Source organism: Acinetobacter sp. AS167 (assembly GCF_037152175.1).
Classification (GTDB): Bacteria; Pseudomonadota; Gammaproteobacteria; order Pseudomonadales; family Moraxellaceae; genus Acinetobacter.
In genome coordinates this window covers 506,314-518,805 of the sequence record NZ_JBBCMP010000002.1, presented here as the reverse complement: position 1 = coordinate 518,805, position 12,492 = coordinate 506,314, and the positions used below count along the sequence as shown (strand labels likewise).

The 12,492-nt window shown below is 38.6% G+C and carries 11 protein-coding genes and 2 pseudogenes; 10 read left to right on the top strand and 3 right to left on the bottom strand.

Going from position 1 to position 12,492, the window contains the following annotated elements:
• Positions 1-12 precede the first annotated feature (12 nt).
• Together WFN33_RS05675 and WFN33_RS05670 are read left to right on the top strand one after the other, a co-directional pair.
• Positions 13-270, top strand: a complete 258-nt coding sequence (locus WFN33_RS05675; RefSeq protein WP_336952002.1) for a hypothetical protein — start codon at positions 13-15, stop codon at positions 268-270.
• A 425-nt stretch (positions 271-695) separates the two neighbouring features.
• Positions 696-1,376 carry a superoxide dismutase gene (locus WFN33_RS05670; protein WP_336952001.1) on the top strand — a complete coding sequence of 227 codons (681 nt, stop codon included), beginning with the start codon at positions 696-698 and terminating at the stop codon, positions 1,374-1,376.
• A 667-nt stretch (positions 1,377-2,043) separates the two neighbouring features.
• On the opposite strand, the gene WFN33_RS05665 is transcribed toward WFN33_RS05670, so the two are convergent.
• Complete coding sequence (locus WFN33_RS05665; RefSeq protein ID WP_336952000.1) at positions 2,044-2,853, bottom strand: IclR family transcriptional regulator domain-containing protein; 810 nt, start codon at positions 2,851-2,853, stop codon at positions 2,044-2,046.
• A 137-nt stretch (positions 2,854-2,990) separates the two neighbouring features.
• On the opposite strand from WFN33_RS05665, the gene pobA reads away from it, so the two are divergent.
• The 3 genes and pseudogenes from pobA to WFN33_RS05650 all read left to right on the top strand — a co-directional run.
• A complete protein-coding gene (pobA, locus tag WFN33_RS05660; RefSeq protein WP_336951999.1) occupies positions 2,991-4,223 on the top strand; it encodes a 4-hydroxybenzoate 3-monooxygenase in 1,233 nt (410 codons plus the stop codon).
• A 278-nt stretch (positions 4,224-4,501) separates the two neighbouring features.
• Positions 4,502-5,434 (top strand): annotated as a pseudogene (locus tag WFN33_RS05655) (IS5 family transposase).
• A gap of 53 nt (positions 5,435-5,487) precedes the next feature.
• A pseudogene (locus tag WFN33_RS05650) lies at positions 5,488-5,631 on the top strand (transposase); the annotation flags it as partial.
• Here WFN33_RS05650 and WFN33_RS05645 read toward each other — a convergent pair.
• Both WFN33_RS05645 and WFN33_RS05640 read right to left on the bottom strand, forming a co-directional pair.
• A complete protein-coding gene (locus WFN33_RS05645) occupies positions 5,606-6,022 on the bottom strand; it encodes a hypothetical protein (RefSeq protein ID WP_336951998.1) in 417 nt (138 codons plus the stop codon). The pseudogene WFN33_RS05650 and the gene WFN33_RS05645 sit on opposite strands and share 26 nt — an antisense overlap.
• A complete protein-coding gene (locus tag WFN33_RS05640) occupies positions 6,015-7,355 on the bottom strand; it encodes an MFS transporter (RefSeq protein ID WP_336951997.1) in 1,341 nt (446 codons plus the stop codon). The genes WFN33_RS05645 and WFN33_RS05640 overlap by 8 nt, the downstream gene beginning before the upstream one ends.
• 100 nt (positions 7,356-7,455) lie before the next feature.
• Here WFN33_RS05640 and WFN33_RS05635 point away from each other — a divergent pair, with 100 nt between their 5' ends.
• From WFN33_RS05635 to WFN33_RS05615, 5 genes are all read left to right on the top strand, one after another.
• Entirely contained in the window at positions 7,456-8,349 is an 894-nt protein-coding gene (locus WFN33_RS05635) for a LysR family transcriptional regulator (RefSeq protein ID WP_336951996.1), read from the top strand.
• 240 nt (positions 8,350-8,589) lie between these two features.
• Complete coding sequence (locus WFN33_RS05630; RefSeq protein WP_336952138.1) at positions 8,590-9,231, top strand: paraquat-inducible protein A; 642 nt, start codon at positions 8,590-8,592, stop codon at positions 9,229-9,231.
• Positions 9,228-10,034: a paraquat-inducible protein A gene (locus tag WFN33_RS05625; protein WP_336951995.1), complete on the top strand. Its 807-nt coding sequence runs from the start codon at positions 9,228-9,230 to the stop codon at positions 10,032-10,034. Before WFN33_RS05630 ends, WFN33_RS05625 begins: the two co-directional genes overlap by 4 nt.
• Positions 10,035-10,045: 11 nt before the next feature.
• A complete protein-coding gene (locus WFN33_RS05620; RefSeq protein ID WP_336951994.1) occupies positions 10,046-11,713 on the top strand; it encodes a PqiB family protein in 1,668 nt (555 codons plus the stop codon).
• Positions 11,703-12,446 (top strand): PqiC family protein, encoded by a 744-nt coding sequence (locus WFN33_RS05615; RefSeq protein ID WP_336951993.1) that lies wholly within the window; start codon positions 11,703-11,705, stop codon positions 12,444-12,446. Before WFN33_RS05620 ends, WFN33_RS05615 begins: the two co-directional genes overlap by 11 nt.
• Positions 12,447-12,492 lie beyond the last annotated feature (46 nt).

Genomic DNA, 12,492 nt, shown 5'->3' with positions numbered 1-12,492 from the left:
TGAGATAAAGTTATGATCATAATTCCGGCCTATGAGGCAAAGAAAATCTCAGATTCATCTCAGGATGATTCTCTATATCAACTTAAAAGTAACTTGATCAATAATATTATAGCCAATGCTGGTCGTGGAGAAAAATTTGCTAATGAATATATTGCAAGTGGTATTAGTTTATCTGAAATTGATGCTTTGACAAAAGAATTTAAAAGTGCAGGTTATAGCGTTAAGATCACACATGTCGTTAATCAAAAAATTTTTTCAATTTCATGGTGAGAATTCAACTATTTATTTTAATACTCTAGGCAACGAGTAAAATAAAATCTGATAATATAGATTAGGCCAGATAAAGATTATTGAAGCTTAGATAAAAATATAGAATGTTGTAGGCCTCTGAGTATAGTTTAAAAAGGCGATTAGAAGGGAGTTTTCTACTAATTCATGAGATAAATTTAATAAGTTTTATATATGTTTAATTTTTCTTGATTCAAGCTCGAATTTTAGGCTTTTATAAACTAAATCTTTGCGTAAACATTACTTTAACATTGGTGAAAATACTTTCAAATAAAAAGCTTTCTTCAGGTGTTTTTTATGTTCTGATTTTTATACATATCTGAATAAGAAGGTTATTAAGATTTGACAATAAGAGCGAATACCTATAGCGTGTAAATGATTTGTATTATCATTTAAGTGGAAGTCTGATGAATAAAAGTTTAAAAACCTTAGTCGTTGCGGTAATCGCAGGGCTGAGTTTTTCTGCGAACGCTGAATTCAAGCAAGCACCATTACCTTATAGTGTTAATGCACTAGAGCCGGCAATTGATCAAACAACCATGGAGATCCATTTCGGCAAGCACCATAAAGCTTATGTTGATAATTTAAATGCACAAATTAAGAACTATCCTGCTTTAGATAAATTAAATATTGAAGCCATCCAAGCTCAAATTTCAAAGTATAACGCAGCAGTTCGCAACAATGGTGGTGGACATTTCAACCATGCTTTTTTCTGGGAAAGCTTAACCCCCGTATCCAAATCAGGAAAACCTTCAGTAGCATTGTTAAAACAAATTAATAATGACTTTGGCTCATTTGAAAATTTCCAGAAAAAATTTAATGAAGCTGCCACAGGACGTTTTGGCTCAGGCTGGGCTTGGTTGATTGTGACACCAGAAGGTAAGCTGGATGTAAGCTCTACCCCAAATCAAGATAATCCACTAATGGATATTGCTGAAGTCAAAGGCAAGCCTTTACTTGGTTTGGATGTTTGGGAACATGCGTATTATTTAAAATATCAAAATCGCAGAGCTGACTATACCAAAGCATTTTGGTCAGTTGTGAATTGGCAGAAAGTTAGTGACCGTTATGCGCAGGCGATTAAATAGTATCTGATTTTTAAAAAGCACCTTCGGGTGTTTTTTCAATTATGAATGCTTGAGGCTTGATGATGTGAGTTTATAGGCACTATCAAGCTTAGATGAATCCGCCTAAGAACACCCTCAGTGCACTATGATAAAGCGAATGATGAGTATATTGGTCAAAAGAGTAAGACTATAAATATGCGCAAACTACTAAAAATTGGTGTGGTAGCCGTTTTAACAATAGCGCTACTCATAACTATAGGATGTACGGGTACTATACTAAAAGCATTTTAAAATATTGTTCCTAAAACTCAAGCACCTAAAGGACCATTGCGTAAATTGAATCTTAATCCACAACATACTTATAAAATTCACTCCACTTTAAAAAATCTACATGGAGGTTTTCAAAAAGTGCTTTAGACAGCTCAATTGAATGTGTAAAACTTAGCATATGTGAAGATTCATCCTTTATCGGGAGCAGTTACCACTATAAACAGTAATGAATATTTTTGAATTAACTCAAGTTTCAGAAAATAAATATGATAATAATACGGTGAATGATTTTGGTAGAATAGGTCGAATTGAACCATTGTTCCCCAATCTGGTGCCTTTTACATAAAAGCCAGCTATTTCTAAAATAAAAAAGGTATTTAGTAATTTCGGTATTCATAAAAAAGTTTTTGGAATAATTTTAAACCATACTTCTCAATTCATAAGCTGTATTTCTTAGTAATGGTAAGACCTGCTGAATCAGTTGTTCTTCAGTGACCCGATATGTTTGTGCAATACAGTTTAATGCAGCGACCGCTTTACCTTGTGCATTTAATACGGGGACTGCAATGGCAATAACCCCTAATTCATGTTGTTCTTTTGATAAACAATAATCTTGTTTTTGAATTTCTGCCAATACTTGGTAAAACTGAGCTTCATCTTGAATGGTATAAGCGGTGAGGCGTTTCAAACTATAGTTATTTACCCAGTGTTTCTGTTCTTCTAAATTTAATGCTGCCAATAAAACCTTGCCTGTTGAAGTTGCATGTGCAGGCAAACGATTGCCCAAATGCATCCCATAAGGGCTTAAGCGCAAATTATCGTGTTGAGGTAAGTAGCTTCGGGCAATCGGAACGACTTCATGTTCATCTAAAACCACCAGTGAAAAAGTTAGACTGGTTTGTGCGCTTAACAGATTGAGAATAGGTTGCACAACTTTAGGCAAATGTGCAGAACTTAAATAGGAGCTCGATAAGCGTAATACTTTGTGAGTTAACCAAAAATAGTGGTCATCAGTTTCTAAATAACCTAAATATTTTAAAGTTCGTAAATATCTTCGTGCCGCTGTACGGCTCAATCCAGTGCGTTCTGCAATTTGAGTTGAATTGAGTTTTTGGCGATCAACCCCAAAGGCTTCAAGTAAACTTAGTCCTTTGGCCAGTCCAGCGATGTAATCATCTTGCTTAATGGTTTCACCTGAAACTTCGTTCTCAATTAAATCGTATCTCATCGTTCATCCCTTCCCGATTATGATTTTATGGCCGATATACGGTCATTACTGCCACTATACGGTGATTATCCAGTTTTCACCATATCAAAAATAGATCAAAAAAATTAATTTAATGGTCAGGATATGGAGAAAATGTTATGGAAAATTTAACCACACAAGTTGCGATTATTGGTTCAGGTCCAGCCGGGCTATTGCTTGGACAACTGTTGTTTAAAGCGGGTATCTCGCATGTGCTCATTGAGCAACGTAGTGCTGAATATGTAGCTGCACGTATTCGAGCAGGGATACTTGAACAAGTATCGGTTGATTTATTGAAGCAAGCGGGTGTGGATGAAAATCTCAAGAAGTTTGGCTTAGCGCATGATGGTATTGAAATTTTAACCAATGGCTTGAAACATCGTGTGGATTTATCTGAGTTAACTCAGGGTAAACAAGTTACGGTTTATGGACAAACGGAAGTCACAAAAGATTTAATGCATGCACGTGAAGCGGCAGGTTTATGCACTTACTATGAAGCTGAGCATGTGCAAATTCATGATTTTGAGCAAAACCCGTATGTTAGCTTTCAGCAAAATGGTCAAACCTACCAACTTAGATGTGATTTTATTGCAGGCTGTGATGGCTATCATGGGATTTGTCGTGCAAGTGTGCCACAAGATAAAATCAAAACTTTTGAAAAGATTTATCCATTCGGTTGGTTGGGGGTACTTGCAGATGTTCCACCTGTTTCAGATGAGTTGATCTATGTGCAGTCAGAGCGTGGTTTTGCTTTATGTAGTATGCGTTCAAAAACCCGTAGCCGATATTATTTGCAAGTTCCTGTGACAGATCATGTTGATGAATGGTCTGACGAACGATTTTGGGATGAATTAAAAAATCGCCTTGATGAAGAAAGTCGTAAAAATTTAGTTACAGGCACTTCAATTGAAAAAAGTATCGCACCTTTACGCAGCTTTGTGACTGAGCCGATGCGATTTGGCAAACTATTTCTAGCTGGTGATGCGGCGCATATCGTTCCGCCAACAGGAGCAAAAGGTTTAAATTTAGCTGCATCTGATATCGCTTATTTGTCAAATGCCTTTATTGAATTTTATCTCAATGGTTCAGAACAAGGCATAGAGGAATATTCTGAAAAATGCTTAAAACGTGTGTGGAAAGCAGAACGTTTTTCATGGTGGATGACGCATTTACTGCATCGTTTTGAAACGGAAAGTGAGTTTGATCATAAAATTAAGCAGGCTGAATTGAGTTATATTTTAGACTCACATGCGGGTTTAACTACATTGGCTGAAAACTATGTGGGTTTACCTTATGAAATTAAAACGCTTAATGAGATAAAGGGGCACTATTCAGACTTGGTTAGTTATTAATTTTGAAAAATAGAAAGTTACCTATTTTGAGCAAGGTTTTAAATCTTGATTAAAGATGGTGGCTTTCTTTTAACTCAAAAATTACAAACCATTGAACACAAAGTTGGTTTCTTTAATTTAGGCATAGAAATTTAGAATTTCTTTAATGCTTGTAAAATAATTAAAGCCAAGTGTACTTGTTGTTATCTTCAGGCGTTCATTCGAGAGAATTAGAGCAAAGAAAAGGCTTTGTTGCACAAACCTGTTCTTAAAGGCTTCTTTAGCAATATAATTTTCGAATGAAGAAGCCTACCCCGAAAATCTATCGTACTATCAATTGGTCCTCGTACAACCAAGCTCTAATTAATCGTGGTGATCTCACCATTTGGTTTGATCCAAATACCCAGTGGTATGCTAAGGAAAATGGCAAACAAGGGCGTACTCCAACCTATTCAGATGCAGCGATACAATGTTGCTTAATGATTAAATCTCTGTTCAGACTCACGTTACGCATGGTCAAGGGTTTTATTCGAAGTTTAATTAAATTATCAGGATTAAACTGGACAGTGCCCGATTATTCTACGCTGTGCCGTCGCCAAAAACATGTTGATATCGCAATTCACTATCAGAAAAGTAATGATGGACTTCATCTATTAGTCGACTCCACTGGGCTAAAGTTTTTGGGTGAAGGTGAGTGGAAACGTAAGAAACATCAGCCTGGATATCATCGACAATGGCGTAAATTACATATTGGTATCGATGCTGAAACCCTGCAAATACGTGCAGTTCAGCTCACTAAAAACAACGTCAGTGATTCTCAGGTACTCGGTGATTTACTTAATCAGATTCCACCAGATGAACCAATCGATTCCGTTTATACTGATGGAGCTTATGATAGGAAACAATGTCGAGAAGTGATTTCCGATCGGCAAGCTCATGCAGTAATCCTACCCAGAAAAAATGCTAAACCTTGGAAAGATAAAAAAGTTCATTCGCAATAGCGAAATGAATTACTTCAAACAGTTAAACTTTTAGGTAGGACACTATGGAAAAAATGGTCAGGCTATCATCAGCGGAGTTTGGTCGAAACCAAGATGCATTGCATCAAATTATTAGGCGATCGACTACATTCAAGAAACTTTCAAAGCCAAGTCAATGAGATTCATGCACGTGTGGCCGTACTTAATAGATTTACAGAGTTAGGTCGTCCTCATACCCGAGTTGTAACTTAAATTTGAGTGAGTTGGGGGATGCTTCAAATTATAAATCTTTGTGCAACAAAGCCCTTTGCATATTAGATTGGACAGCGCCAGACTACAAAACGCTTTTTAGAAGACAAAAACATATTGATATTGCGATTAGCTATCAAGAAAGTAGCGATGGACTGCATCTACTCGTAAATTCTACTGGCTTGAAATTTCTAGGTGAAGATTGACCAATGTTTCATGTAGATAAACCCAATAACATTGACCTGACTCAACTTTGATACAAGCCGTCGATATCCGTAATGTATCAGGTTCATGGCTTTGTTGATGTTCTTGATATTGAATCCAGCAGTGGTTGTCTGCTTCAAATAACGCGCGAGTATTTAAAATTTTAATTTTTAATGCAGGTTTATTCCCTATATTTTGACTAAACAAGGCATTTATTTCGGGTAAACCAATGACATTGCCTTGCGGCGTAATCATTTTAAAATTTGGGTCAAAACTGGCTAAGAGTTGATTTAGGCTTTCTTTTGCATTTTGACCTGTAAATACGTTTTCAATCAAAATATGTAAATCGATGACATGTTGTAATGCATTGTCCATAGGATTAGACATGGGTTTTCTCCTTAAAAATGGAAATTAATGATAAAAGGCACAGCACAGCTGCAATCAAAAAAGTATGCTGATAACGTATTAAGTCATTTGCAGCAGGCAACAGACTAAAGATTGAAATAAGGGCAACTGTACCTAAACTAAAAGCGACTTGTCGATTAATGTTCCACAGCACACTGCCTTGTAATAAGTCTTGGCCGTTAAAATCGATGAGGGCACTGATTTGGGCAGTATTGGCACTTAGACCACCACCCATTCCCATCAGTAGATAAGCAACAATTAAGGTACTTAAATCATTGGCGTTTGAGACCCAGAACAACAGTGAAATTCCTAAACTATGTAGCGTAATACCGATTATAAAAAGCTGCTTTTTACCGAGATGGCGATAGAGAAGTCCACCACTGGTCATCGATACCAATGCACCCACTGCATAGAGCAGCATAAATAAGCCAGTCTGTTTTGCATTAAACTCAAGGTTACGTTGTAAATTAAAGATATTCAGTAAATTCACACCAGTAAAAATACCGGGTACTGCGTAATAAACGATAAATGCATTGCGTAAATTATAATTTTTTAACAATTGCAAATTAAGGATTGGATGAGCAGATCCTTTCGCGTATTTGAGATAAATCAGAAGCATTGTGACGGAAAGCAGAAAGCTACTGATCGCGAGTACAACACTATGGTAATCGTTAAATAATGAGAAAGAGAGTAACAAACACAACAGGCTGACATTGACCATAAACAGTCCTAAAAAGTCAGGTTTCCCAGACGTTTTAGCTTGAGTTTCTTTGATCCATCGCCATGCTAAAAAAGCAGTGATCATGGTAAAGGGGATATTGGCAAAAAACACCCAACGCCAAGATAAAGCATCAATAATTATGCCGCCAATCGTTGGTGAAAAGGCGGGTGCAATTAATGCGATTGCCATGATCATTGTGGAGATACGTTGCCGTTCATGGTTTGGAAACAGTGCAAATACCAATGCTTGACCGACAGGGATTAATAATCCGCCAGCCACACCCTGAACAAATCTCCAAAAAATTAAACTATGGATTGATTCACTCATGCCAATCAACCAAACGCTGACGGAAAAGAGCAGCATTGAATAACACAGCAATTTCCGATCACCCAATACGCTTGCTAACCATAAGCTCATGGGCATGATTAAAACCAAACCTAAAATATAAGCATTGCTTACCCATGCAACCATCGATGGGCTGACTGAGAAAGCTGTTGCTATATCGGGTAAGGCAATTGCAGACATGAAAATATTGATGCAATCAATAAAGAACCCAAGTAAAAACACTGTTGCTATTTTATAGCGATATGACATAGCGACCTCCAAGATGCAGGAGGGTACGATTCAGTCCTTTTATTGTCGATGCATGCGAAGTAAAATCATTGTTTAATAATTTCAAACAATCAGTGTGATTATGCAAAAAAACCTAAAACAGATTATAAGTTTTCTGCAAGTGGTTGATTCAGGATCATTTACCAAGGCAGCAGAGATTTTGGGTTTAAGTCGATCGATGGTGAGTATTGATATCAAGCATTTAGAACAGCATTTAAATGTGAGTTTGCTAATACGTAATACGCGTAATATCGCACTGACTGAAATAGGCAAAAGCTTTTATGAGGATTTCAAACACATTCAATTGCAAATCGAAGAAGCTTTTGAGCGCAGTCAAAACTTAGCCACAAGTATCACAGGGATATTACGTTTTTCATCGACCAATGAATTTGGGCGGAAATTCATCTTGCCTTTGCTGGGGGAGTTTTGCCACCAATATCCTCAATTACAACTACAATATTCTTTTAATTCCTCTTTAGATGATTTGGTCACTGAAAAATTAGATTTGGTCATTCGGTTAGGAAACTTAAAAGACTCATCCATGCGGACACGAAAAATTGCTGAATATCCGATTTATTTAGTTGCCAGCCCTGAATTTTTAAAACGTTATCCGATCAATAGTATTGCTGATTTAGCACATGTTCCTTGGATTGGTCATCGTTTATTGAATTGGCAGGATGCGCAATATGTTTTACAAAATGATCAAGGTGAAAAACATACATTGCCTTTTGTTAGAAGTCAGTATGAATCTAATTCGGCAGAAGCGATACATCAGATGACACTTGCTTCATTGGGTGTTGCGATATCTCCAGCTTGGTTGGTCGATGAAGATATTCAGCAAAATCGTTTAACTCGGGTGTTAGCTGATTTTGATTTACCTGTACAAAACGTCCAATTGCTTTATCCGAATACGGGAACCTTGCCTGCAAAAACCCGTGTCTTTATCGATTTTTTGGTGCAACGACTGTGTATTTAATCATGTCAAAATATATGTTGATATTGAGAATAGATAAAATGCATGGTCAATTGTTCGACTAGATTTAGCCAGATCAATTGTTTATATAAAACCAACAGGATATCATCAAAAAATATCACAACTCATCTGTATACATCTCAGTAAAATATAGCAAGATGAGCTTCGGTCTAAAAAGAATCTATAAAATGGTGTTGATGTTCTATGCGTGAGCCGTCCTCCTATCCGCCAGTTTCTGTGCCCATGAATCAGCAAGCATTGATTCAAAAAGGTGATATTGCACCGCAAACGCTGGTTGCCTGTGAGGAATGTGACACGCTCTATCATCGAATTCAGCTGACCCAAGGTGAACGTGCTTATTGTCTCTGTTGTGGTGCTGAGCTTTATCGGCAAAGCAAGCCATTTAGTGTTTTATTGGCAATGGTCACAACAGCGCTGATCGTATTTGTGATTGCCAATAGTTTTCCGATTGTTAAGGTGGAATTGCAGGGTAATGATTCCCAGACAACCCTACTGGGTGCTGCATGGGCGATGTTTCATGCCGGGCAAGGGCCCGTAGGTGTGCTGATTCTTATCACGACTTTCGTGGTGCCTCTATTGGATTTGTTACTGCTGTTCTATGTCCTTTCATCAGTTCATTTCTTTAAAGTTCGGCCTCGTTATTTAGTTGCAGCATTTCGTACCTTGTTTTTATTTAGAACATGGGGAATGGTTGAGGTATTTTTGATTGGGGTATTGGTCACCTTGGTTAAACTGGTCGGAATGGTTGTGGTGATTCCAGGCGTTGCATTATGGGGATTCTCCATACTGAGTGTATTACTGGTTTATATTGCCTCAGTAAAAGTCAAAGATCTTTGGGATGAGATCGACAGGAGACTTACATGAAAACTGAACCGTCTCAGGCTAATTTTTCAAAATACTCAGCGAATATAGACAGTAACAATTCGCTGCAATATCCAAGAGCCAAAGATTTGTCTTTAGTGCTTTGTCATTGCTGTGGAACGCTCAATAAAGAGGTTCCAGAGGCTGAAGCAAAACACGCTTCACATTGCTTGAAATGTCATAGTGTGCTGCATCAACGTAAACCAAAGAGCTTAGACAGAACCCTTGCTTTAGTGATTGCTGCGAGTATTTTGTATATTCCAGCCAATGTACTTCCGATGACCGTCACAGATTCTTTGTTAGGTAGTCAGCAAGATACGATCATGAGTGGTGTGATCTATTTTTGGCAGAATGGGGATTATTTGGTTTCTGCTGTTATTTTTATGGCCAGTATCTTTATTCCCATGTTAAAACTTTTGATTCTGTGTTTTCTGTTGATTGCAGTAAAAATGCAGTCTTCTAAACGTTTGCATTTTTCACCTGAGCATTGCTCAATGCTTTATCGGATTGTCGAGTTTATCGGTCGATGGTCGATGATTGATGTTTTTGTGGTGGCTTTATTGACCGCCCTGATTCAGATTCAATCACTGGCAACTATTCTCGCTGGGCCGGGCGCGGTTGCTTTTGGTGCAGTCGTGGTTTTAACCATGTTTGCTTCACTGAGTTTTGACCCGCGTATTATTTGGGATAATTATTCTGCTGCCCAGAATACGCGTAACAAGAACGGGCTTTCCCTGCAAGGCTCAGATGTGATTCACGTGGATCATCCTCCCTTGAATCATGATTTATCCAATTCCAGTCAATAAAACAATGATGGGTGTGTATGTCTGAAAATAAAACCAATAACGAAAGCTCAGATCATCAGGATCCTCATGCTGTAGATGAAACGCAGCAGATTTTACCTGAACCTGAGAAAAATAAAGGACGCTGGCGACCATCGTTGATCTGGCTGATTCCGTTTATTGCATTGCTGATCGGTCTGTCGTTGGCAGTCAAAGCGGTATTAGATACTGGTCCGACCATTAATGTTGCTTTTAGAACCGCTGAAGGGTTGGTTGCAGGTAAGACAACCGTTCGCTTTAAACAAGTGGATATCGGTCTTGTTCGCCAAATTGATCTTGCTGATGATCATTCACATGTTATTGCCAAAATTGAACTACGTAAGGATGCCAGTAATTTTGCTGCAAAAGATTCACGATTCTGGGTGGTTCGTCCTCGCATTGGTGCCAGTGGTGTTTCAGGAATTGATACCTTATTGTCGGGTGCTTATATTGAGGTTGATGGCGGTAAGGCTGAACAAAAACAGGATGAATTCACTGGCTTAGAAGTTCCTCCAGTCATTTCATCAGATGTACCGGGGAAAATCTTTTTCCTCAAAGCCAATAATTTAGGTTCACTGGATATTGGCTCTCCTATTTATTATCGTCAGATCAATGTGGGTCAAATTACTGCTTATCAATTGGCCAAAGATGGAAAGAGTGTTGAGCTACAGACCTTTATTCAAGCACCTTATGATAAGTTCGTGACAACCGATGCACGTTTCTGGCAGGCCAGTGGTGTCGATGTCAGCTTAAGTGCATCAGGATTTAAGCTAGATACCCAGTCTTTAGTGAGTATTATCGCAGGCGGTATTGCATTCGGTTATCCTGAGAATTCACATGCTGCTGTTGCTTCGGATCAAAGCCGTTTTAATTTATGGGATTCTCGTACTGAAGCATTGAAAGAGCCTGATGGAAATCCTCATCGCATTATTATGTATTTTGATCAGTCTCTACGTGGTTTGTCAGCAGGTGCACCGATTGACTTTATGGGAATTGAAATTGGCAATATACAGTCAATTAATGCTGAATTTGATGCAAATTACACTCAGATTCGTATGCGGGCTGAGGGGGTGATTTATCCATCTCGTTTAGCCAACGGTAAAGAGCTAGACCCTGATGGTGAAATTTTTAAACGCTTCATCGAAAGAGGCTGGCGTGCTCAAATGCGTACAGGAAATTTACTCACAGGGCAGAACTATATTGCCTTTGATCTATTCCCTAAAGCAAAACCAGCAAACTTAATCATCCGATCAAATGGTGTGATTGAGGTTCCAACCACACCAACCGAGTTGAAGGGATTACAAGCACAAGTATCGCAAATTGCAGATAAATTGAATAAATTCCCATTGGTAGAAATTGGGCAGGATGTACGTAAAACCCTCAATAATATGAACTCAGCGATTAGCTCAACAGATAAATTAGTGAAGCAGTTAGATGGTAAAGTTGCACCAGGACTACAAGCGACTTTGGATGATGTACGTAAAACCATGCGCTCTACTGAAACTATTTTGTCGAGTGACGCGCCAATGCAACAGGATGTTCGCCGTGCTTTACAGCAAATGACACGTGCTGCCGCATCTTTACAGTTAATGGCAGACTATATTGAACAACACCCTGAATCACTCATTCGTGGGAAAACGCCTGAGGTTAAAAATGGTAAATAAAAAAAATAGTCCACATTTTATGTCCTATTTACCGCAGTCTAGTCGAGCAGGTTGTGGACTGCTACTGGCCATTGTAGGTTTAATTGGCTGTTCCAGTTCGCCTACTCCAAATTACTATACCTTGACCCCAACAGTTAAACCCTTGGTGAGTTCAAATGTACGGGTAATTGAAGTACTGCCAGTGGGATTGCCAGACCGTTTAAACAGGGCACCCTTAGTCTTACAGGACAGCAGTGGTAAATCTAATGTATTGGATAATGAACGCTGGACGTCCACTTTGGCCGCTGAGTTACGTGATGGGTTGTCTGCAGGCTTACAACAGAAATTAGGTGCTGTAGATCGTTATAGTAGTGGTATGACTGGTGGTAAAGTGTCATACCGTGTTGCAACCGACTTTTCTCGGTTTGATATTATCGAACACTCCAACACACGTTCGTTAATGGGAGCGATGAATCGGGATATTGAGGTGGCGGTTGCTTGGATTATTAAACGTGATGATCCAGCCCGCCCCTTAAATCAGCCAACAGCAATACAGAATGCTGTGTTGCCCAACCGACAACTCAGTTGTCGAATGGCATTTACCGACGCAGTTGGTGCAGATGGCAACAAAATTGTTGATATAGTCAGTGTTTCACGGCAGTCATTGAGTAAGGTGGTTGAAGCGATTGCCGCTTCTGTTGTTGCAACAGAAGCCAATAAAGCTGTGGTGATGGAAGGGGTGACCTGTTCCTAAGCAAGCACTAAAAAAAGCACCCCAGTTTTAAATAAAATCTGAGGTG

What these genes read in the sequence shown, in the direction of transcription:
- WFN33_RS05675 (WP_336952002.1), top strand. Translation starts at nt 13, where the DNA reads ATGATCATAATTCCGGCCTATGAGGCAAAGAAAATCTCAGATTCATCT.
- WFN33_RS05670 (WP_336952001.1), top strand. Translation starts at nt 696, where the DNA reads ATGAATAAAAGTTTAAAAACCTTAGTCGTTGCGGTAATCGCAGGGCTG.
- WFN33_RS05665 (WP_336952000.1), bottom strand. Translation starts at nt 2,853, where the DNA reads ATGAGATACGATTTAATTGAGAACGAAGTTTCAGGTGAAACCATTAAG.
- pobA (WP_336951999.1), top strand. Translation starts at nt 2,991, where the DNA reads ATGGAAAATTTAACCACACAAGTTGCGATTATTGGTTCAGGTCCAGCC.
- WFN33_RS05645 (WP_336951998.1), bottom strand. Translation starts at nt 6,022, where the DNA reads ATGTCTAATCCTATGGACAATGCATTACAACATGTCATCGATTTACAT.
- WFN33_RS05640 (WP_336951997.1), bottom strand. Translation starts at nt 7,355, where the DNA reads ATGTCATATCGCTATAAAATAGCAACAGTGTTTTTACTTGGGTTCTTT.
- WFN33_RS05635 (WP_336951996.1), top strand. Translation starts at nt 7,456, where the DNA reads ATGCAAAAAAACCTAAAACAGATTATAAGTTTTCTGCAAGTGGTTGAT.
- WFN33_RS05630 (WP_336952138.1), top strand. Translation starts at nt 8,590, where the DNA reads ATGAATCAGCAAGCATTGATTCAAAAAGGTGATATTGCACCGCAAACG.
- WFN33_RS05625 (WP_336951995.1), top strand. Translation starts at nt 9,228, where the DNA reads ATGAAAACTGAACCGTCTCAGGCTAATTTTTCAAAATACTCAGCGAAT.
- WFN33_RS05615 (WP_336951993.1), top strand. Translation starts at nt 11,703, where the DNA reads ATGGTAAATAAAAAAAATAGTCCACATTTTATGTCCTATTTACCGCAG.